At 73.4% G+C, this 21,068-nt stretch carries 19 protein-coding genes and 1 pseudogene; 8 read left to right on the top strand and 12 right to left on the bottom strand.

Annotated features, from left to right (window positions below; genetic code table 11):
* Positions 1 to 85 precede the first annotated feature (85 nt).
* Positions 86 to 916 (top strand): aldo/keto reductase, encoded by an 831-nt coding sequence (locus LPC08_RS13945; RefSeq protein WP_230448850.1) that lies wholly within the window; start codon positions 86 to 88, stop codon positions 914 to 916.
* A 417-nt stretch (positions 917 to 1,333) separates the two neighbouring features.
* On the opposite strand, the gene LPC08_RS13940 is transcribed toward LPC08_RS13945, so the two are convergent.
* From LPC08_RS13940 to LPC08_RS13930, 3 genes are read right to left on the bottom strand one after another with little or no spacing between them, the layout of a single operon-like run.
* Positions 1,334 to 2,440 (bottom strand): ABC transporter permease, encoded by a 1,107-nt coding sequence (locus tag LPC08_RS13940; protein WP_230448849.1) that lies wholly within the window; start codon positions 2,438 to 2,440, stop codon positions 1,334 to 1,336.
* Between the two features lie 4 nt (positions 2,441 to 2,444).
* Positions 2,445 to 5,165, bottom strand: coding sequence for a ribosome-associated ATPase/putative transporter RbbA (gene rbbA, locus LPC08_RS13935; RefSeq protein ID WP_230448848.1), 2,721 nt, complete (start codon positions 5,163 to 5,165; stop codon positions 2,445 to 2,447).
* Positions 5,162 to 6,148 (bottom strand): HlyD family secretion protein, encoded by a 987-nt coding sequence (locus LPC08_RS13930; RefSeq protein WP_230448847.1) that lies wholly within the window; start codon positions 6,146 to 6,148, stop codon positions 5,162 to 5,164. Before LPC08_RS13930 ends, rbbA begins: the two co-directional genes overlap by 4 nt.
* A 237-nt stretch (positions 6,149 to 6,385) precedes the next feature.
* Here LPC08_RS13930 and LPC08_RS13925 point away from each other — a divergent pair, with 237 nt between their 5' ends.
* The 4 genes from LPC08_RS13925 to LPC08_RS13910 all read left to right on the top strand — a co-directional run bounded on the left by LPC08_RS13925 (position 6,386) and on the right by LPC08_RS13910 (position 10,132).
* A complete protein-coding gene (locus LPC08_RS13925) occupies positions 6,386 to 7,633 on the top strand; it encodes an NAD(P)/FAD-dependent oxidoreductase (protein WP_230448846.1) in 1,248 nt (415 codons plus the stop codon).
* 12 nt (positions 7,634 to 7,645) lie between these two features.
* Complete coding sequence (locus LPC08_RS13920) at positions 7,646 to 8,647, top strand: 4-hydroxyproline epimerase (protein WP_230448845.1); 1,002 nt, start codon at positions 7,646 to 7,648, stop codon at positions 8,645 to 8,647.
* A 119-nt stretch (positions 8,648 to 8,766) separates the two neighbouring features.
* Positions 8,767 to 9,165 (top strand): GFA family protein, encoded by a 399-nt coding sequence (locus LPC08_RS13915; protein WP_230448844.1) that lies wholly within the window; start codon positions 8,767 to 8,769, stop codon positions 9,163 to 9,165.
* A gap of 76 nt (positions 9,166 to 9,241) precedes the next feature.
* Complete coding sequence (locus tag LPC08_RS13910; RefSeq protein ID WP_230448843.1) at positions 9,242 to 10,132, top strand: hypothetical protein; 891 nt, start codon at positions 9,242 to 9,244, stop codon at positions 10,130 to 10,132.
* Between the two features lie 587 nt (positions 10,133 to 10,719).
* Here LPC08_RS13910 and LPC08_RS13905 read toward each other — a convergent pair.
* From LPC08_RS13905 to LPC08_RS13870, 9 genes and pseudogenes are all read right to left on the bottom strand, one after another.
* Positions 10,720 to 11,604: an ABC transporter permease gene (locus tag LPC08_RS13905; RefSeq protein ID WP_230448842.1), complete on the bottom strand. Its 885-nt coding sequence runs from the start codon at positions 11,602 to 11,604 to the stop codon at positions 10,720 to 10,722.
* Positions 11,601 to 12,548: an ABC transporter permease gene (locus LPC08_RS13900; RefSeq protein ID WP_230448841.1), complete on the bottom strand. Its 948-nt coding sequence runs from the start codon at positions 12,546 to 12,548 to the stop codon at positions 11,601 to 11,603. The genes LPC08_RS13905 and LPC08_RS13900 overlap by 4 nt, the downstream gene beginning before the upstream one ends.
* Before the next feature lie 7 nt (positions 12,549 to 12,555).
* Positions 12,556 to 14,082, bottom strand: a complete 1,527-nt coding sequence (locus LPC08_RS13895) for an ABC transporter substrate-binding protein (RefSeq protein ID WP_230448840.1) — start codon at positions 14,080 to 14,082, stop codon at positions 12,556 to 12,558.
* Complete coding sequence (locus LPC08_RS26365) at positions 14,079 to 14,468, bottom strand: oligopeptide/dipeptide ABC transporter ATP-binding protein (protein ID WP_441295842.1); 390 nt, start codon at positions 14,466 to 14,468, stop codon at positions 14,079 to 14,081. The genes LPC08_RS13895 and LPC08_RS26365 overlap by 4 nt, the downstream gene beginning before the upstream one ends.
* A 195-nt stretch (positions 14,469 to 14,663) precedes the next feature.
* A pseudogene (locus tag LPC08_RS26360) lies at positions 14,664 to 15,029 on the bottom strand (ATP-binding cassette domain-containing protein); the annotation flags it as partial.
* 154 nt (positions 15,030 to 15,183) lie between these two features.
* Entirely contained in the window at positions 15,184 to 16,188 is a 1,005-nt protein-coding gene (locus LPC08_RS13885) for an ABC transporter ATP-binding protein (RefSeq protein WP_230448838.1), read from the bottom strand.
* Entirely contained in the window at positions 16,185 to 16,898 is a 714-nt protein-coding gene (locus tag LPC08_RS13880; RefSeq protein WP_230448837.1) for a DUF1028 domain-containing protein, read from the bottom strand. The genes LPC08_RS13885 and LPC08_RS13880 overlap by 4 nt, the downstream gene beginning before the upstream one ends.
* A gap of 118 nt (positions 16,899 to 17,016) precedes the next feature.
* Positions 17,017 to 17,475, bottom strand: coding sequence for a DUF3237 domain-containing protein (locus LPC08_RS13875; RefSeq protein WP_230448836.1), 459 nt, complete (start codon positions 17,473 to 17,475; stop codon positions 17,017 to 17,019).
* Entirely contained in the window at positions 17,472 to 17,969 is a 498-nt protein-coding gene (locus LPC08_RS13870) for a HugZ family pyridoxamine 5'-phosphate oxidase (protein ID WP_230448835.1), read from the bottom strand. The genes LPC08_RS13875 and LPC08_RS13870 overlap by 4 nt, the downstream gene beginning before the upstream one ends.
* Positions 17,970 to 18,026: 57 nt before the next feature.
* On the opposite strand from LPC08_RS13870, the gene LPC08_RS13865 reads away from it, so the two are divergent.
* The 3 genes from LPC08_RS13865 to LPC08_RS13855 all read left to right on the top strand — a co-directional run bounded on the left by LPC08_RS13865 (position 18,027) and on the right by LPC08_RS13855 (position 21,058).
* Positions 18,027 to 18,728, top strand: coding sequence for a response regulator transcription factor (locus LPC08_RS13865; RefSeq protein WP_230448834.1), 702 nt, complete (start codon positions 18,027 to 18,029; stop codon positions 18,726 to 18,728).
* A 1-nt stretch (position 18,729) separates the two neighbouring features.
* Complete coding sequence (locus LPC08_RS13860; protein WP_255702351.1) at positions 18,730 to 19,533, top strand: GntR family transcriptional regulator; 804 nt, start codon at positions 18,730 to 18,732, stop codon at positions 19,531 to 19,533.
* Between the two features lie 562 nt (positions 19,534 to 20,095).
* The gene (locus LPC08_RS13855) at positions 20,096 to 21,058 is read left to right on the top strand and encodes a Bug family tripartite tricarboxylate transporter substrate binding protein (RefSeq protein WP_230448832.1); all 963 of its coding nucleotides are present in this window, start codon (positions 20,096 to 20,098) and stop codon (positions 21,056 to 21,058) included.
* Positions 21,059 to 21,068 lie beyond the last annotated feature (10 nt).

Genomic DNA, 21,068 nt, shown 5'->3' with positions numbered 1-21,068 from the left:
CCGCCATCATTGACCCGCCATCATTGACCGGGGCGGCATCCTGCGGAACGGTGCCGCCCCCCATCGACCGGAAGGCGGCCACCGCATGACACCGACGATCACGGAACACGGCCTGCATATGCCCAAGCTGGGACTCGGCACCTGGCCGATGCTGGGCGAGGAGTGCACGCGGGCGGTGCGGCAGGGGCTGGAACTCGGCTACCGCCACGTCGACACCGCGGCGCGCTACGAGAACGAGGCGGCGATCGGCGAGGCGCTGGCCGGCGCCCCCGTGCCGCGCGGCGAGATCCACGTCACCACCAAGGTCTGGTGGGACAGCCTCGCCCCGGAGGCCATGCGCCGCTCCATGGAGAACAGCCTGCGGGCGCTGCGCACGGAGTACGTGGACCTCTTCCTGATCCACTGGCCGGCCAAGGACTGGGACCTGCCGCGCACGATGGAGGCGCTGGTGCGTCTGAAGGAGGAGGGCAAGGCGCGGGCGATCGGCGTCGCCAACTTCCCGCTCGCGCTGCTGCGGCAGGTGGTCGAGGAACTCGGCGTCCCCGTCGCCTGCAACCAGGTCGAGTACCATGTGCTGCTGAGCCAGGCGGCGCTGCTGGGCTACATGCAGCCGCGCAAGATCGCGCTGACCGCCTACAGCCCCATCGCGCGCAACACCGTGGCCGACCTGCCGGCGATGCAGGCGATCGCGCGCAAGCACGGCGCGGCTCCGTCGCAGGTCGCGCTGGCCTGGCTGCTGGAGCAGGACGGGGTGGCAGCCGTGCCCAAGGCCAGCGGCCGGGCCAACCAGCAGTCCAACCTCGATGCGCTGAAGCTGCGCCTGGACGACGAGGATCGCGCCGCCATCGCCGCCCTGCCCAAGAACGGACGCATGGTGAACCCGGATTTCGCGCCGGACTGGGACAAGGTTGCCTGATCCGGGCGACCGGATGACCTGACCCGTCGTGCCGTCGTGGTCGGGCGGCGGCACTGGGAGGGGACGCCGTCCCCTCCCAGACCCTCCCCTGCCGGGGCCACAAGCGGGCCCCGGTCCCGCTGGGAGTCTGGCGCTGGCTGCTGCCGTCAGCCTCCGGGCTGAACCCTGACGGAGCGCGGACAGGCGGACCCCTGAAAAAGCTTCATAGGCATCAGCGAATGCTGCGGCCGTGCCTGCCGAGGAGCATGGCTCCTCGGCGCCTCGACCCCGTCGCAGGCTGTCCCGCGGCAGCGCTGATCGGGTCCAGGGCCCGCAGGGTCCTGGCGGAGTGGGGGTACGGGGGCGAGGCAGCGCCTTGCCCCCGGGCCACGGGCGCAGCCCGTGCCGGCATGGATCAGGGCATCGCACCGTCCGCGATCATCCCGCCAGGGTCGCACGCAGGCGCAGGAAGGTGACGCTCAGGAAGCCGAGGCCCAACGCCGCGAGGGCGGCCATACGCGGTGCCACCACCTCCAGCCCGGCGCCGCGGTAGAGGATGGCCTGGGCGATGGCGACGAACTGGGTCGTGGGCAGCGCCTGCACCGCGTATTGCAGCCAGTCGGGCATGCTTTCCAGCGGCGTCATGCTGCCGGAGAGCAGCATCATCAGGATGATGGCCGGCAGGGCGAGCAGGCCGAACTGTCCCGTGGTGCTGGTCATCGTCGCCAGCAGGATGCCCAGCGCCGCGACGGAGACCTGGAACAGCACGGTGCACAGCACGAAGAGGGGGATGGAGCCGGCGACCGGCACCCCCAGCAGCCCGCGCACCACGAAGAGCAGCGACAGCACGGCGGCGCCGACGATGACCAGCGCATTGGCGCCGATCTTGGCCAGCAGGATCTCCAGCGGCCCGACCGGCATGGCCAGGAGGTGCTCCAGCGTGCCGTGCTCGCGCTCGCGCAGCAGGGCGGCGCCGGGCAGGATGATGGAGAGGATCAGCGTGCTGTTCACCACCTGCATGACGGAGGTGAACCATTCCGACTGGCTGTTCGGGTTGAAGCGGGTGCGGATCACCAGGTCCAGCGGCTCCGCCGGACTGCCCAGGCGCTGCGCCACCTCCGCCTGGACGATCTGCCCGATATAGGAGGCGCCGTTGCCCGCCTGGGACATGGCCGTGGCGTCCACCTCCAGCCCCAGCGTCGCCGGATGGCCGGACAGCAGGTCCGATTCGAAGCGCGGCGGGATCTGCAGCACGAAGGTGAAGCGCCCGGCATCCAAAGCCGACCCGACCTCGGGCGCGGCAATGGGCACGGCCGGCCGGAACTGCGGCGGCAGCAGCGCGGCGGCGAGGCTGCGCGAGAGGTCGGAGCGGTCCTCGTCCACCACCGCCACGGCGGCGTTGCGGACCTCCGTCTTCATCCCCGTGGCGACGGTATAGACGGCGACGGTGAAGGTGTAGGCCAGCAGCACCAGCAGCACCGGGTCGGCGCGCAGCACCCGCAGCTCCTTCAGCCCCAGCCAGAGGATGTTGGACAGGCGGCCCAAGGCGTCAGGCCTCCTGCTTGCGCAGCAGCAGCGCGGCGGCGCCGATGAACAGCAGGGCGAAGCCCGCCAGCATCAGGTGGTTGTGCCACAGCTCGGCGAAGCGCAGCCCCTTGCTCATCGCCCCGATCGAGATCTGCTGGAACCAGCTCGCGGGGAAGGCGAGGCCGATGCCGCGCGCCGGGCCGGCGAGGGAGGCCGTGGGCACCAGCAGGCCGGAGAAGTTCACGGCCGGGACGATGGAGAGGATGGCCGCGGCGAAGATCGCCGCCACCTGGCTGGAGACGAAGGCGGAGACCAGCAGGCCGAAGCCGGTGGAGGCCAGCACGTAGAGCACCGCCCCCGCCGCCAGCGCGGCGCCGGAGCCCAGCACGGGCACGTCGAAGACCAGCCAGGCGACCAGCAGCAGCGTGACGAAGCTGGTCAGGGCGATGGCGATGTAGGGGATCTGCTTGCCGATCAGGAATTCCGGCGCCGTGACGGGGGTGGCGCGGAAGTTGGCGATGGCGCCGCTCTCCTTCTCCCGCACCACGCCGACGGCGGAGAGCATGGCGGGGACCAGCATCAGCATCAGCATGATCACGCCGGGCACGATGGCGACGGCGCTGCGGAAGGCCTGATTGTAGCGGAAGCGGGATTCGAGGGTCAGCAGCGCGGGGCTGTACGGCAGGGGCGAGAGCGCCTGCTGGTCGCGCAGCCAGGTCTGCGCCAGGCCCAGCACGTAGCTGCGCGCCGTCTCCGCGCGGAAGGGCATGGCGCCGTCGACGGCCACCGCGACCTCCGGCCGGTCGCCGCGGCGCAGGTCGTGGCCGAAGCCCGGCGGAATCTCCACCGCCAGGGCGATCCGGGCCGCCTGCAGGCGCGCCTCGGCCTCCGCCGCATCGGCGAGCGGCGGCCGCTCCGAGAAGTACCGGGAGCCGGCGAAGCTCTCCAGCAGCCCGCGGCTCTCCGGCGTGCGGTCGCCGTCCAGCACCGCATAGGGCAGGTTCTCGACATCGAAGGAGATGCCGAAGCCGAAGGCGAGCGTCAGCAGCAGCGGCCCCAGCAGCGCGAAGGCGAGGCGGATCGGGTCGCGCAGCAGCTCCAGCGATTCCCGCCAGGCGCAGGCCAGCAGGCGGCGCGGGTCGAAGACCCAGGACCCGGCCGGCCGCGCGCCGGACGGCAGCTCCGGCAGCGGGGCGTCCCCCCCGTCCTGCGACCCGGCGGCCTCCTCCAGCCAGCCGATGAAGGCCTCCTCCAGCGAGGCGGCGTGGCGCTGCGCCACCAGCTCGGCCGGCGGGCCCATGGCCAGGATGCGGCCGGCATGCTGCAACGAGATGCGGTCGCAGCGCTCCGCCTCGTTCATGAAGTGGGTGGAGATGAAGATCGTCACCCCCTGCTCCCGCGACAGGCGCAGCAGGTGTCGCCAGAACAGGTCGCGCGCCACCGGATCGACGCCCGAGGTCGGCTCGTCCAGGATCAGCAGCGCTGGCTCGTGCACCATGGCCGCCGCGAGCTGGAGCCGCTGCCGCACGCCCAGCGGCAGGGATTCCGGTGCGGCGTCGGCGACGCCCTCCAGGTCGAAATCGTGCAGCACCGCGGCGATGCGCGCGGCGGCGCGGTCGGACGGCAGGTGGAACAGGTCGGCATGCAGCTGGAGGTTCTGCCGCACCGTCAGCTCGCCATAGAGCGAGAAGGACTGGGACATGTAGCCGACCTGCCGCCGCGCGTCGCCGCCTGCGCCGGGGCGCTGGCCCAGGATGCGCGCCTCGCCCTCGCTGGCCGGCAGCAGCCCGGTCAGCATGCGCATCGTCGTGCTCTTGCCCGAGCCGTTGGAGCCCAGGAAGCCGAAGATCTCGCCCCGGCCGATGCGGAGGTTCACGTGGTCCACCGCCACGAAGTCGCCGAAGCGCTTGGTCAGGCCCTTCGCCTCGATCACCGGCGCCTCGCCGGGATGCGGGGTCGGCGGGGTGATGACCACGGGCTGGTAGCCGCGGCGCCGCTCCTCCGGCATCAGGGCGATGAAGGCCGCCTCCAGGCTGTCGGTGCTGGTGCGCGCTAGGATCTCCGCCGGGCTGCCGGTGGCGATGACCTTCCCCGCATCCATCGCCGCCAGCCAGTCGAAGCGCTGCGCCTCGTCCATGTAGGCGGTGGCGACCAGCACGTTCATCTGCGGGCGCCGCTCGCGCAGCCGGTCGATCAGGGTCCAGAACTGCCGGCGGGAGAGCGGATCGACGCCGGTGGTGGGCTCGTCCAGGATCAGCAGGTCGGGGTCGCGCACCAGCGCGCAGCAGAGGGAGAGCTTCTGCTTCATGCCGCCCGAGAGCTTGCCGGCCGGCCGGTCCAGGAAGCGGGAGAGGCCGGTGGCGCGCGTCAGCTCCGCCGCGCGCTGCTTCCGTTCCGCGGCACCCTGGCCGAAGAGCCGGGCGAAGTAGTCGATGTTCTCCGCCACCGACAGCGTCTGGTACAGGTTCCGCCCCAGCCCCTGGGGCATGTAGGCGATGCGCTGCCGCGCCCGGACCAGCACCTGCGGATCGCGCAGGTCGCCGCCGAGCGCCGTGATCTCCCCCTCCTGCGGCCGGCGCACCCCGGCGAGCAGGCCCAGCAGGGTGGACTTGCCCACCCCGTCGGGACCCACCAGACCCGCCATCACCCCGGCGGGGATGTCGAGGCTCACCCCGTCCAGCGCGGCGACGCGCCCATAGTGGTGCCGGACATCGTGCAACGTGGCGGCGGGCGCCGCGGTCACGGCAGGCGGACCTGAAGCTGCTCCGGCCAGGGCTGCGCGGTGTCCAGCCGGACGTAGCCCAGGCCGCGCACGCCACCCTTCACCTGCTCGACATGCGCCTGGAGCAGCGATTCCGGCAGGCGCAGCTTGACGCGGAACATCAGGTTGCCGCGCTCCTGCGCCGTCTCCACCTGGCGCGGGGTGAACTGCGCCTCGGGCGCGACGAAGCTGACGGTCGCCGGCAGCACGTATTGCGGGATGGGATCGAGCACGAGCCGCGCCTCCGCCCCGTAAGCGAGCTGCCCGGCCTGGGCGGCGGGGAGGAAGACGACCATCGACACGTCGGTCGGGTCGATCAGCGTGGCGATGCGGCCGCCCGCGGCCACCACCTCGCCGCTGCGGACCAGCCGGTACAGCACGCGCCCGGCGCGCGGCGCGGCCAGCACCGTGTCGTCCAGCAGGGTGCGGACCTGGGCGGCGTTGGCCTGGGCGGCGGCGAGGGTCGCCTCGGCGCGGCGGCGCCCGGCCTCGGCGGTGGCGACCGTGGCCTCCGCGACCTCCAGGGTGGAGCGGCGCTGGTCGAGCTGCTCGGTGGGGGCGAAGCCCCGCCGGGCCAGCTCCTGGGTACGCGCCAGCTCCGTCTGGGCGAGCTGCCGGGTGCTGGCGGCGCGCAGCCGCTCCGCCTCGGCCGAGGCGATGGCCTGCTGCGCCTCGGCCACCTGGGCCTCGGCGGCGCGGAGCTGGGCCTGGAGGGTCGAATCGTCCAGCCGGGCCACCACCGCCCCGGCCGCGACCATCTGGCCTTCCTCGACCGCCACCTCCACGACGCGCCCGGCGATCTTGCTGGCGATGTCGAACTGCTCCGCCTCGATGCGGCCGTTGGTCGCGACGATGTAGGAGGGCAGGGCAGGCTCGCGGCCGAAGTGGCGCCAGGCTGCGTAGCCTCCACCTGCCAGGACCCCGACGGCAGCCACCGCCAGCAGGACTTTCCGCAGAATCGCCATGCCAACCCCTCATCCGTCCGCAACCTTGCTCCCGGGGGCAGGGGAAGGGAACGAGCCGGGGCCGCCCGGGCGCGGGTGTCACAAGGGCTTGTACGGGGCGGGCCGGCCGTCCAGGTCGGGGCGGCGTCTGGCGCGCCGGGCGCAGGGCCCACATGATGAGGGGGGAACCCAGGGACCGGGCGGCGGCATGCGATGGATGGCGCGTCGGGGCAGGGGTGCGCTGCCGAGGGGATGGCGGTGAGCGAGGGCCCGGGGGAGGTCGCCGTGATCGGCGCCGGCATCGTCGGCCTGGCCGTCGCCTACCACCTCCACGCCGCCGGCCACCGGGTCCGGCTGATCGAGCGGGGCGGCATCGCCGAGGGCGCCAGCCGCGGCAATGCCGGCGCCTTCGCCTTCACCGACATCCTGCCGCTCGCCTCGCCCGGAATCATGCGCAAGGCGCCGCGCTGGCTGCTGGACCCGCTCGGCCCGCTCTCCGTGCCGCCGGCCCATGCGCCGGCCATCGCGCCCTGGCTGTGGCGCTTCTGGCGCGCCAGCCGGCCCGACCGCTACGCCGCGGCCGCGCTGGCCCAGGCGGGGCTGATGCGGGTCGCCGCGGAGGCGATGCGGGAGATGGTGGCCGGGGCCGGCCTGGGGGGACGGGTCCGCGACGACGGCAACCTGGAGCTGTTCGAGTCCGAGGCGGAGTGGCGCGCCTCCCTGCCCGGCTGGGCGGCGCGCGAGGCCGAGGGCATCCGCTTCGCGCATCTGCGCGGCGCGGAGCTGGCCGCGTCGCAGCCGGGCCTGTCGCCGCGCTTCGTGGTGGGCAGCTTCACGCCCGACTGGCAGACGGTGGACGATCCCTACCTCTTCGCCCGCTCCCTGGCCGACCACCTGCTGGCACAGGGCGTCGCGCTGACCCGCGCCGAGGTGCGACGCCTGGCCCCGGAGGGGGAGGGGGTGCGGCTGGAACTGGCGGGCGGCGGGACCCTGCGGGCGGCGCGGGCGGTGGTCGCGGGCGGCGCCTGGTCTCGCCCGCTGGCCGCCGCCCTGGGCGATCGCATCCCGCTGGAGACGGAGCGCGGCTACAACACCACCCTGCCGCCCGGTGCCTTCGACCTGCGCCGGCAGCTCACCTTCGGCGGGCACGGCTTCGTGGCGACGCCGCTCGCCACGGGCATCCGCATCGGCGGTGCGGTGGAGCTGGGCGGGCTGAAGCGGCCGCCGAACTTCGCCCGCTCGGATGCCATGCTGCGCAAGGCGGCGGCTTTCCTCCCGGGGCTGCGGACGGAGGGCGGGACGCGGTGGATGGGGTTCCGCCCCTCGCTGCCCGACAGCCTGCCGGTGATCGGCCCTTCCCGCGCCACGCCGCGCGTGGTCTATGCCTTCGGCCATGGCCATCTCGGCCTGACCCAGAGCGCGGGCACCGGACGGCTGGTCGCCGAGCTGATCGGCGGCGCCCCGCCCAGCCTGCCGCTGGAGCCCTTCCGTCCCGACCGCTTCTGAACCGGAACAGCCATGGCGAAGCACACATTCTTCTGCGTGGACGGCCATACCTGCGGCAATCCGGTGCGCCTGGTCGCCGGCGGCGGGCCGCGGCTGGAGGGCGCGACCATGATCGAGAAGCGCGCGCATTTCCTGGCCGAGTTCGACTGGATCCGCACCGCGCTGATGTTCGAGCCGCGCGGCCACGACATGATGTCCGGCTCCATCCTCTACCCGCCGACGCGGCCCGATTGCGACGCGGGCATCCTGTTCATCGAGACCTCCGGCTGCCTGCCCATGTGCGGCCACGGCACCATCGGCACGGTGACGATGGCGATCGAGCAGGGGCTGGTGACGCCGCGTACGCCGGGCGTGCTGCGCCTCGACGCCCCGGCCGGGGTGGTGGTGGCGGAATACCGGCAGGAGGGCGCGCATGTGGAGGAGGTGCGGATCACCAACGTCCCCTCCTTCCTGCACGGGCGCGGGCTGGCGGCGGAGATCCCCGGCCTCGGCGAGGTGGTGGTGGACGTCGCCTATGGCGGCAACTTCTACGCCATCGTGGAACCGCAGGAGCGCTTCCGCGACATGGCCGATTTCTCCGCGGGCGAGCTGGTGCGGATGAGCCCGCTGCTGCGCCGCGCGCTGAACGAGCGATACGAGTTCGTCCACCCGCTGGAGCCGGAGATCCGCGGGCTGAGCCACATCCTCTGGACTGGCGCGCCGACCCGCGAGGGCGCCGATGCCCGCAACGCCGTGTTCTATGGCGAGAAGGCGATCGACCGCTCCCCCTGCGGCACCGGCACCTCCGCCCGCATGGCGCAGCGCGCGGCGCTGGGACAGCTCGCGGTGGGCGAGGACTTCGTCCACGAGAGCATCATCGGCTCGCTCTTCCATGGCCGCGTCGAGGCCGCGACGACCGTCGGCGGGCGCGAGGCGATCATCCCCTCCGTCGGCGGCTGGGCGCGGATGACGGGGTACAATACCATCTTCGTGGACGATCGCGATCCCTTCGCGCATGGCTTCACCGTGATCTGACGCCGCCCGGCGAAGGACGGCGCGGTCGTCGCCCTGCCCGCCCTGGCATCGGATCGCCGCCCATGGGACGGTGCCGCCGCGCGGGGAGGTGGCCCGGCGGTCCGGGCGGAGAGATGCCGATGCTCCAGGGTGGCTGCCTGTGCGGGCAGGTGCGGTACGAGGCGGAGGGCGCGCCCTTCCACCCGACCATCTGCCACTGCGGCATGTGCCGGCGCGCGGCCGGGGCGCCGATGGTGGCCTGGTTCAGCGTGCCCCGGGAGGGCTTCCGCTGGGTGGCGGGGGAACCGGCGCGCTACGCCTCCAGCCCCGGTGCGACGCGCTGCTTCTGCCGGCGCTGCGGCACGTCGCTGACCTTCGCCGCGGCGCAGACCCCGGATGAGATCGACGTCACCACCGCCTCTCTGGACGATCCGGAGGCCGTGCCGCCGCGCGACCACACGCACGTCGCGACCAGGCTAAGCTGGGTCGCCACCGACGACGGGCTGCCGGCGTACCGGGACCGACGCCTCGGCGGATAGGCGGGCCGCGTCCGTCCCTCGACGGTCGGGCCGGCCGGCTGCCATCCTCCGCGGAACGAATCCTGGAGGAACGCCCATGTCCCAGCATCCGCCGCCCGCCTCGGGCACGGGGCGCCGCACCCTGCTCGCCGCTCCCCTGCTCGGCGGCCTGGCTGCCACCGGCCTCGCCCGGCGCGCCGCGGCCCAGGCGGCCCCGGCTCCGGCCCCAGCCCAGGCCCCGGAGCGCCGCTTCGAGACCATCGCCCGCTTCACCACCCCCGCGGCGCGGCAGGGGGTCTGTGCCGATGCCGACGCCGTCTACGCCGTCGACAACCGGCTGATCATCAAGCACGACCGGCGCAGCAACGCCGAGCTGGCCCGCTTCGAGAGCCCGCGCGAGGGGCCGATCATCCACATGAACAGCCTCTCCCTGCACGAGGGGGAGGTGATCGCCGCGCACTCGAACTATTCCGAGGAGCCGATGCTCTCCTCGGTGGAGCGCTTCGATGCGGCGACGCTGCGCCACACCGGCAGCCATTCCTTCGGCATCATGCCGGGCAGCCTGACCAGCTTCGAATGGCATGACGGCGCCTGGTGGGCGGTCTGGGCGAACTACTCGCTGGTCTTCGGCCGCAACCAGCGCCCCTATGGCAACACCTGGTGGACCCAACTGACCCGGCACGACCGCGACATGCGCCAGACCGGCGGCTGGACCTTCCCGGCGGACGTGCTGCAACGCGCGACGCCCATGTCCATCTCCGGCGCCTCCTGGGGGCCGGGCGGCTTCCTGTGGTGCACGGGGCACGACCACAAGGAGGTGTATGCCTTGCGCCTGCCGCGCATGGGCTCCGTGCTGGAACGGGTGATGACCTTGCCGATCGAGGCAGAAGGGCAGGCCATCGCCTGGGACACCTCCGCCCCGGACGTGCTGTGGCAGATCATCCGCAGCAAGCGAGAGGTGGTGGCGCAACGCCTCGTCGGACTTTGATACGGTGGGCGTGATGCGCTGATCCGTGCCGGCGCGGGGGGCGCCCGTGGCCCGGGGGCAAGGCTCTGCCTCGCCCCCGTACCCCCACTCCGCCAGGACCCTGCGGGCCCTGGACCCGATCCGCGCTGCCGCGGGACAGCTTGAGACGGGGTCGAGGCGCCGAGGAGCATGGCTCCTCGGCGGGACCGGCCGCAGCACTCGCTAACGCCTACAACTCTTTTCCAGAGTCCCGCCTGTCCGCGCTCCGTCAAGGTTCAGCCCGGAGGCTGACACCCACCGCCCCGAGCCAACTCCCAGCGGGGCCCGGGGCCCGCTTGTGGCCCCGGCAGGGGAGGGTCTGGGAGGGGACGGCGTCCCCTCCCGGTCCCCCGCCCGAACACGACAGCACGACAGGTCATCTCATCCCGCCGCCGGTGTGACGCGGGCGGCGGGGTTGTGCGATCCGGCGCCCGGTCACGGGCATTCGGGCGCGGGACAGGTAGGGGACGGCGTCCCCGCCCCGGGCCTTTCCCTGACGGGCTCCGGCGCCCGGCGTGATCCGGCCCTCGGGTCTGCCGCCGGCCTCCGGGCGGCGCCTGGGATGGGCCTCAGCGTCCGCCGGACCGCGGGTCCAGCGCATCGCGCAGCCCGTCGCCGAGCAGGTTGAAGGCGAGCACCACCAGGAAGATGGCCAGTCCGGGATAGATCGCCATCCAGGGGGCCTGCCCCAGGAAGCGCTGCGCCGCGTTCAGCATCGAGCCCCAGGAGGGCGCGGGCGGTTGCTGCCCGAGGCCGAGGAAGCTCAGCGACGCCTCGGCGATGATCGCCTCTGCCACCGCCAGCGTCCCCTGGACCAGCAGGGGCGGGACGATGTTGGGCAGGACGTGCACCAGCGCGGTGCGCCAGGGCGGGTTGCCCAGGGCCCGCGCGGCCTCGGCCCATTCCGTCGCCCTGGCTTCCAGCGCCATGCCGCGGGCGAGGCGCACGAAGATCGGCGTGGCGGAGATGGCGATGGCCAGCATCGCGTTCTCCAGCGCCGGGCCCAGGAAGGCGGCGAGCGCGATGGCCAGGATCAGGAAGGGCACGGACAGCATGGCATCCGCCAGCCGCGAGATGGCGGCATCCACCCAGCCGCCCGTCAGCCCGGCCAGCAGCCCCAGCGGCACGCCGGCCAGCAGCGCCGCGGCCACGGAGACGAAGCCCGCCATCAGCGAGGCGCGCCCGCCCCAGAGCACGCGCGAGAGCACGTCGCGCCCGTTCTCGTCCGTGCCGAACCAGTGGAGGTCCGAGGGCGGCTTGCGGATGCGCGACCAGGAGGTGGCGGCGGGATCGAAGGGCGCGATCCAGGGCGCCAGGATCGCGGCGGCCACGAAGGCCAGCACCACGACCAGCCCCAGCACGGCAAGGCGGCGGCGCAGGAAGCGCCGCAGCGCCCGGCGCCAGGGGCCCTCGCCCCGCGCGGGCACCGCGGCGGCGGTCGTCGCCGCGCTCATGCCGCGCGCAGCCTCGGGTTGATCGCCATGTAGAGCAGGTCCGCCAGCAGCGAGAGCAGCACGAAGATCAGCGCGGTGGCGACCACCACCCCCTGCACCACCGGGTAGTCGCGGTTGAACACGGCATCGACGATCAGCTTGCCGAAGCCGGGGATGGTGAAGATCTGCTCGGTCAGCACCGCGCCGGCCAGAAGCCGGCCCAGCTCGATCGTGCCCAGCGTCACCACCGGGATCAGCGCGTTGCGCAGCGCGTGCCTGGCCACGACGACGCGCTCGGCCAGCCCCTTGGCGCGGGCGGTGCGGATGTAGTCCTGCCCCAGCGCGCCCAGCATCGCGGCGCGGGTGTGGCGCATCAGCACGCCGGCGACGCCGGAGCCCAGCACGAGGGCGGGCATGATGGTGGTCTTCAGCGACTGCACCGGGTCCTCGGTCAGCGGCACGTAGCCGGAGGGCGGCAGCCAGCCGAGCTGCACGCTGAACAGCAGGATCATCATGATGCCGAGCCAGAAGTTCGGCGTGGAGATGCCGGCCAGCGCCACGCCGTTCGCCAGCCAGTCCGCCGGCCGGTCGCGCCGCACGGCGGAGATCACCCCCGCCGGCACGCCGATCAGCACGGCGATGACGAAGGCCATGCTGCCGAGCTGCAGCGTGACCGGCAGCTTCTCCAGGATCAGCTGCGCCACCGGCTGGCGGATGCGCCAGGAGAAGCCGAGGTCGCCCGTCAGGGTGCGCCCCAGCCAGGCCAGGTACTGCGCCCAGACCGGCCGGTCGAGCATCAGCTCCTCGCGGATCTGGGCCAGCACCTGCGGGTCGCCGCGCTCCTCCCCGGCCATGATCAGCGCCGGGTCGCCGGGCATCAGCTGCTGCAGGCCGAAGACCAGGGCCGAGAGGATCAGCAGCGTGGGCACCACCTGTCCCAGGCGGCGCAACAGCCAGCCCCACATCGGACGGCTACTGGAAGCGCAGGTCCTGCACGCGGATCAACCCGTCCGGCACGGGATGGTAGCCGGTCAGCCGCGCCACATGCGCCACGAAGTTCTTGCGGTGCCACAGGTACATGCGCGACCGGTCCTGGCGGATCGCGACGTCCCAGACGCGGGCGTAGAGCGCGCGGCGCTTCTCCACCTCCGTCTCGGCCCGGGCCTCGTCCAGCAGCCGGTCCACCTCCGGGCTGGCGTACCGGCCGTCGTTCTGCGGACCCTGGGAGTGGATGAAGGTCCAGGTGTTGCCGTCGGGATCGACCCGCCCCGACCAGGCGAGGATGTAGGTCTGGAAGTCCCCGCGCGCCGCCGCCTGGAGGGAGGAGGCGAACTCCATGGCGTTGATGCGCAGCTCGAACCCCGCCTCGGCCACCATGGACTGGATCACCTCCGCCATCTGGCGGATCTCCGGGCTGTTCGGCGCGGTCATCTCCACCACCACCGGCGTCTGCACCCCGGCCTCCCGCAGCAGCTGCTTCGCGCGGTTCACGTCGCGCGGCTCCGGTCGGAAGCCGGGGACGTGATAGGGGGAGGAGGGCGGCACCGGCTGCGCGGTGACGGTCTGCTGCCCCTCGTAGACCACCTGGTTCAGCGCGTCGCGGTCGATCGCCAGCTCGAAGGCGGCGCGCACGCGGGCATCGCGGCCGAAGGGGTTCTGCGACCGCGGGCCGTTGCCGACGTTGTAGGTGATGGACTGGTAGCCCAGCTCGTCCGTCTGGCTGAGGCGCAGGCGCCGGTCCTTCTGGATGATGGGCACGTCCGTCGCCGTGGTCACCTCGATCAGGTCGAGCGAGCCCGCCTGGAGGTTGGCCAGCCGCACCGTGCCGTCCGGGATGGGCTGGTAGGTGATGCGCTGGACGTGGATACGCCCGGCATCCCAATAGTCGGGGAAGCGCTCCACCACGATGCGGTCCTGCGCCACGCGCTCGACGAAGCGGAAGGGGCCGGCGCAGACGGGGCGGTTGCCGAAGTCGCGCCCGGCCGCCTCCGCCGCCTTGGGCGAGACGATCATGCCGGCGCGGTCCGTGAGCTGCGAGACGAAGGGCGCGAAGGCCACCTTGAGCCGCACGCGCACCGTCAGCGGGTCCACCACCTCCACGCCGTCCATCGCGTTGATCTCGCCTCGGCGGAAGGAGCCCTGCAGCGTCAGGTGGCGGTTCAGCGAGTAGCGCACCGCCTCCGCATCCATCCTTTCCCCGTCATGGAAGCGCACGCCGTCGCGCAGGGTGATGAGCAGCGTCCTGGGGTCCTCCCACCGGAAGCCGGTGGCGAGCTGGGGCACGATCTCCAGCTTGTCGTTGATGTCGAACAGCTTGTCGCAGAGCGAGGCGAAGACGATGCGCCCGACGAAGGTGCGGGCCAGGGTCGGGTCCATGATGTCCGGATCCTCGCGCAGCCCGATGCGCAGGTTCTGCGCCTGGGCCGGGGCGGCGAGTCCGAGAGGGACGGCGCTCGTGGCCAGGACGGCGAGGCAGGCGGCGGCCAGCGTCTTGTTCATGCGGCGTCTCCCGGTGACGGCGTGTCGAGGTTGGCAGGGATGAAGAAGCGCTGCAGCCGGCGGAGCCGTTCGCCGGCGGCGTCATGCCGGCGGCGTTCCAGCGGCGGCAGGCTGTCGCGGAAATGGCAGGCGGAGCGGTGCGCGGCGTCGCCCCCTGCCGGCGCCAGCGCCGGGTCGGCCGTGCGGCAGACCGGCTGCGCCAGCGGGCAGCGGGTGTGGAAGCGGCAGGCGGCGGGGGGCGCGATCGGGCTGGGCACGTCGCCCTCCAGCGGCGCGGCCCCGCCCTCGCCGGGCACGGAGGCCAGCAGCGCCCGGGTATAGGGATGGCGCGGATCGGCGAAGACCGCCTCGGCCGGCCCCTCCTCGACGATCTGGCCGAGGTACATCACCGCCACCCGGTCGGCGACGTGCCGCACCACGGCGAGGTCGTGCGAGATCAGGATGAAGGCCAGCCGCAGCTCGCGGATCAGCGATTGCAGCAGGTTGATCACCTGCGCCTGCACGGAGACGTCCAGCGCGCTGACCGGCTCGTCCCCCACCACCAGCCGCGGCCCGCTGGCCAGGGCGCGGGCGATGGCGATGCGCTGCCGCTGCCCGCCGGAGAATTCGTGCGGCCATCTCTGCGCCTGCTCCGGCCGCAGCCCCACCCGGGCGAGCAGCATGGCCACCCGCTCCGCCTCCCGGGCCCGCGGGACGATGCCGTGCAGGCGCAGCGGCTCCGCCACTGCCGCGCCCACCGTCATGCGGGGATCGAGGCTGGCATAGGGGTCCTGGAAGATCATCTGCGCGTCGCGCCGCCAGGCCCGCAGCGCCGCCGGGGAGAGGTCGCGCAGCTCCCGGCCCTCGAAGCGCACCGAGCCCGCATCCGGCTCGATCAGCCGCAGGGCCAGCCGCGCGAGCGTGGACTTGCCGCAGCCGCTCTCCCCCACCACCGCCAGCACCTCGCCCGGCGCCACGCGCAGCGACACGCCGTCCACCGCATGCACCGCGCCGCGCCGGCGTCCCAGCGAGTCCCGGACGGGGAAGTGCTTCACCAGCCCGTCGAGTTCCAGCAGCGGGGTCATGCGGCGCTCCCCGCCGCCCGGAGGAAGGTGCAAGGCCTCATGCCGCCAGCGCCGCGTCGAGCGGCGCCCGGATGCAGGCCGCGCGATGCCCCGGCCCCACCTCGACCAGCGGCGGCTGGGCGTCGTTGCAGGCGGCGACCGCGAAGGGGCAGCGCGGGGCGAAGCGGCAGCCGGGGGGCGGGTGCATCAGGTCGGGGACGGTGCCGTCGATGGAGGCGAGGCGGGTGCCGCGGGGGGTGTCCAGCCGGGGTGCCGCGCCGAGCAGGCCGATGGTGTAGGGGTGCTCGGGGTGGGAGAGCACGCGGCTGGCGGGGCCGGATTCCGCGACGCGGCCGGCATACATCACGACGACGTCGTCGGCATGGTCGGCGACGACGCCCAGGTCGTGCGTGACCAGGATGACCGCGGTGCCGGTGTCGCGGCGCAGCCCGTCGAGGAGGGCGAGGACCCCCGCCTGCACCGTCACGTCCAGGGCGGTGGTCGGTTCGTCCGCGATCAGCACGCGCGGGCGGCAGGCCAGCGCCATGGCGATCATCACGCGCTGCCGCATGCCGCCGGAGAGCTGGTGCGGGTACTGGCGGGCGCGGCGGGCGGCGTCGGGGATGCGGACGCGCTCCAGCATGGCGACCGCCGCGTCGAAGGCGGCGGCATGGGACAGCTTCTCGTGCAGGCGCAGCGCCTCGGCGATCTGCTCCCCGGCGGTGAAGGCGGGGTTCAGCGAGGTCATCGGCTCCTGGAAGATCATCGCCATGCGGCCGCCGCGCAGGGCGCGGCGCTCCGCCTCGGGCAGGGTGGCGATCTCCTGCCCGGCCAGGCGGATATGGCCGCCGACCGTGGCGCCGGGGGCCAGCAGCCCCATCACCGCCAGGGCGGTGGCGGACTTGCCGCAGCCGCTCTCGCCGACCACGGCCAGGGTGCGGCCGGGGGCGACGGCGAGGGAGACGCCGTCCACCGCGCGCAGCGGACCGCGATCGGTGGCGAAGGCGACCGAGACCCCGTCCAGCTCCAGGGCCCAGGGTCCGGGGTCGGGGGAATGGCTCACGGGGCGGGGTCCGCCATGGATTGCGCGATCAGCCGGTCCAGCACCGCCCGGTCGAAGACGCCGGGATGGTCGCGCCCCGCCAGGAAGCGGCGGTAGTGCACGAAGCGCTGGCGGGCGACGGCGTGCAGCCGGCGCAGCTCCGCCAGCGGATCCGGGTGGTCGTCCACCCGCAGGTCCAGGGCGGGGAAGGCATCCTCCGGCCCGGCGGTGACCAGGGCGGCGGACTGCCGGCCGCGCTTGTCGCCGCCGGCCGCCTGTCCCGCCTCCAGCGCCGCGATCAGCCGTTCGGCCATGGGGCGGCCGGCGCCGTCCAGGAAGGCGTCGCGCGTCGCCGTCACGACCGCCTGGCCCGCGAGCATGTTGCCCGCCACCGAGACGTCCCGGCCCGCCGCCTGCCCGGCCCAGCCGACGCATCCCGCCCCGGTGTGGCAGGCCGCCCGGCCCGCTGCATCCAGCAGGTGCAGCTGGCGCACCGCGGCCCCCGCATCGGCGGCAAGCGTCGCGGCCAGGGCTGCCTCGGGCGCGTCGCCGCCGCGCAGCCGGGCCAGGGCGGCGGGGGCGAGGAGCGGGTTGACCAGCGCCTGGGTGGCTGCGGCGCCGAGCCCGCCCTCGACCCGGAGGCAGAGCGCGCCCACGGCGAAGAAGCGGGTGGCGACGGCGGCGCCGAGTTCCCCGGTGTCGGGGTCGCGGGCGAGGATGCTCCAGGTCATGGCCCCGCATGCAGGCACGCGCCGTGCCATCTGTGAAGCGCCCGGAAGCGCCGGGAAGCGTCCGGAAGCGTCGTGGCGGGACACATCGTGCGGCGTGCCCTCCGCGCCGCCCGCCGGGTCACACGGCGTAGAGGCGGATGTGGACCGAATCCGGCCGGCGCTCGCCATGGCCGAGGAACAGGCGGCGCTGCATCCAGGCATGGGCGGGGGAGGGGGTCTCGAAGACCGGCGTGGTGCGGAAATAGACCCGCTCGGGCGGGACCGGCTCGCCGCGGAGCAGCCGGGCCATGTCCTCGGGGGCGGCGTCGCGCAGGCCGCGGTTGACCACGTAGACCAGGGCGCCGTCCGTCAGCCGGACGGTGTAGCGCGCCTCGATCTCGGTGACCCCGTCCGGGCGGATCAGCTGGAAATCGGCGCCGCCGGGGAGGATCTCGCCCTCCAGCCGCGGGCCGGCGACGCGGCCGCCCAGGATCGGGACGATCCGGCGCTCCCCCATCGCACCGCTCCCCACGCGCAGGGGCGGGCCGACCGAGGCTTCCACCAGGCCGATGAACTCGAATCCGGGTTCCTGGCTCATGCGCTCTCCTCCTCCGGGCCGGCCGCCGCGTCCCGGGGCCGGAAATCAGCGGCGCGGAGGCGGTGCGCCCGGGCGAAGCCCGCCACCAGCAGCCCGCCGCCCGGGTCCATGCGCCAGAGGCGGAAATCCCCGAAATCCGCATAGGGGGCGGCATAGGGGTGGCGTTCCAGCCAGAGGGCCTTCAACGCCGCGTCCTCGACCGGCGCCGCGAGGCCGGTGACGGTCACGCGCGGGGCGGTCTGCGGATTCTCCCCCTCCGCCGTCCCCTGGAACAGCAGGGCGCAGCGCGGCTCCCGTTGCAGATGCCGGGTGTGGACGGCGAGGGAGGAGAGCCAGAGCAGCACCGCCCCATCCGGCGCCACCGCCGGGGTGACCAGCGAGGCGAAGGGCTGCCCGCCTTCCGCCATGGTGGACAGGACGGCCGACGCCGCCTCCCGCATCAGCCGCCGGGCGGTCCCGGCCGGCTCCTCCGTCGCGTTCCCCGGTTGCGCCACAATTCCATCCCTATATGCGGGGGCAGACGCAGAGAAGCGCCCGGACACCCCCTGACCATGGCCCAGACCATCGCCCTCGTGGATGACGACCGCAACATCCTGACCTCCGTCTCGATGACCCTGGAGCAGGAGGGCTACCAGGTCCGCACCTACACGGACGGGGAGAGCGCCCTGCAAGGGCTGCTGGCCCGGCCGGCGGACCTTGCGGTGCTGGACATCAAGATGCCCCGGATGGACGGGATGGAGCTGCTGCAGCGGCTGCGCCAGCGCACCGCCCTGCCGGTGATCTTCCTGACCAGCAAGGATGACGAGCTGGACGAGCTGATGGGCCTGCGCCTCGGCGCGGACGACTACATCACCAAGCCCTTCAGCCAGCGCCTGCTGCTCGAGCGCATCCGCGCCCTGCTGCGCCGCAACGAGACGAGCCGCGCCGAGGGCTCCGGGGCGCCCGCCGGCGGCGTGATCGCCCGCGGCGACCTGGTGCTGGACGAGACCAAGCACACCTGCACCTGGAAGGGGAAGCCGGTGCAGCTGACGGTGACGGAGTTCCTGCTGGTCAAGGCGCTGGCGGTGCGGCCGGGCATGGTGAAGAACCGCGACCAGCTGATCGACGCCGCCTATGGCGAGAACATCTACGTGGACGACCGCACCATCGACAGCCACGTCAAGCGCGTGCGCAAGAAGTTCCGGGCGGTGGACGACGACTTCTCCCACATCGAGACGCTCTACGGCATCGGCTACCGCTACAAGGAGGCCTGAGATCTCCAACGACGCGCCGCTCGCCGGGCCGCTCGGCCCGCAGAGCGGCCGGCCCTCCCCCCGCTACTCCCGCCTGGCCCGGACGCTGATGGCCGAGATCGGCGCCGGCCGCTACGCCGTGGGCGAACAGCTTCCCACCGAGGCGGTGCTGTGCGACCGCTTCGGCGTCAGCCGCCATACGGTGCGGCAGGCGCTGCGCGAGCTGAAGGAGTTCGGGGTGGTTTCGGCCCATCCCGGCATCGGCACCTGGGTCCGCGCCCGCCAGCCCGAGCCCTCCCGCTTCGTGCATGGGGCCTCCTCGGTCGAGGACCTGCTGCAGGTCTCGCGCGCGACACGGCTGCGCCTGGTGGAGCATCAGGAGGTGGTGGCGGATGCGGCGCTGGCCGGCTTCCTGGGCTGCAGGCCCGGCAAGGCCTGGCTGCGCCTGCGCCTGTTGCGCGTCCTGCCGCAGGACGAGCGGCCGGTCGCCGTTCTGACCACCTACATCCTGCCCGAGGCAGCGGACATCCTGCCCCGGATCGCGGAATCGCCGGACCCGATCTTCGTGATGATCGAGCAGGCGCACGGGCTGCGCGTGGTGGAGATCGCCCAGGAGATCACGCCGGTCCGGCTGGAGGCCGAGCCGGCGGCACTCCTGGGTGCCGAACCCGGCGAGGCGGCCCTGCGGATGATCCGCCGCTTCCGCGACGAGCGGGACGAGGTGCTGCAGGTGGCGGACGGCCTCTACCCGGCCGGCCGTTTCATCCACAGCGCCGTGTTCCGCCTGCGCCGGGGCGGGGAGGCCGCGCCGCCAGAGGCGGGCTGATACGGACGGTGCGATGCGCCGGTCCGTGCCGGCGCGGGGTGCGTCCGTTCCCCGGGGGCAAGGCGCTGCCTCGCCCCCGATACCCCCACTCCGCCAGGACCCTGCGGGCCCTGGACCCGGGGAGTGCTACCGCGGGACAGCCTGATACGGGGTCGAGGCGCCGAGGAGCCACGCTCCTCGGCGGGTACGGCCACTGCACTGGCTGACGCCTCGTGAATCTTTTCAGAGTCCCGCCTGTCCGCGCTCCGCCAGGGTTCAGCCCGCAGGCTGACGCCCACCGCACAGAACCAACTCCCAGCGGGGACCGGGGCCCGCTTGTGGCCCCGGCAGGGGAGGGTCTGGGAGGGGACGGCGTCCCCTCCCGGTCCGACGCCCGAACACCACAGCACGATCGGTCAGGTCATCCCGCTGTCGGCATGAGAGGGCGGGGTCGTGGACCGCCCGGTGTTTGCTTTTGGTGCTTCCACCCGGGTCGGTGCTGCTTTAGAAGGTCGCTCAATTGTCCATACAATCGGACAAATAGAACGTCCTGGAGAGCGCCATGAAGACTGCTGCTTCTGCCTTGTCCCGACGCCAGGCCCTGGCCGCGGCGGCGGGCCTTGCCCTCGCCGGCGCGTCCGGGGCACGGGCCCAGGGCGGGCCGATCCGCCTGATCGTCCCCTTCACCAGCGGCACGGGCAGCGACGCGATCGCGCGCATGCTGGCCACCGAGCTCACGGGACGCATTCCGCAGCCCGTCGTGGTGGAGAACCGCGGCGGCGCCGGCGGTATCACTGGCACCGAGCAGGGGGCGCGGGCGACGCCGGACGGACAGACCCTGACGCTGGGCACCAACAGCACCTTGGTGGTGAACCCGCTGCTGAATCCGCGCGTGCAGTACAAGGTGGAGCAGGACTTCGTCCCGATCGCCGGCCTGGCGCGCACGTACTATGCCGTGGTCACCGCCAACAATGCGGAGGCGCCGGCCGACTTCGCCGCCCTGACGCGGCGCCTGAAGGCGGGGGGCGCGACCTACGGCTCCTCGGGTGTCGGCACCATCACCCACCTCGCCTCCGAGATCATGGTCCAGCGCATGGGCGGGCAGGCCATGCACGTGCCCTATCGTGGCAGCGGCCAGGTGCAGGCGGACCTGATGGGCGGGCAGATCCTGTTCTCCTGCGACACCATGGCGGCCGTGCTGCCGCTGATCCGCAGCGGCGGCCTGCGCGCCCTCGCGGTCACCTCGCCGCAGCGCCTCGCCGCGCTCCCGGAGGTGCCGACGCTGGTGGAGAGCGGGCTCGACGGGCTGGTGGTGGAGGCCTGGTATGGGCTGATGGCCCCGGCCGGCACGCCCGCGAGGGTGACCGAGGGGCTGACCAGGGCGGTCCTCGACGCGCTCCAGAGCCCGGAGATGCGCGCGCGGCTGCAGCCGCTGGAGTTCGAGGTGCTGGCCATGCCGCCCGCGGCCTTCTCCGTCCTGATCCGTGATGCCAGCCGCTTCTGGGCCGAGGTGGTGCGGCAGACCGGCGTCCGGATCGAATCCTGAGGGAAGACAC

The sequence above is a fragment of the Roseomonas sp. OT10 genome, from assembly GCF_020991085.1.
Classification (GTDB): Bacteria; Pseudomonadota; Alphaproteobacteria; order Acetobacterales; family Acetobacteraceae; genus Roseomonas; species Roseomonas cutis.
This window is presented reverse-complemented; position numbering and strand designations above follow the sequence as displayed.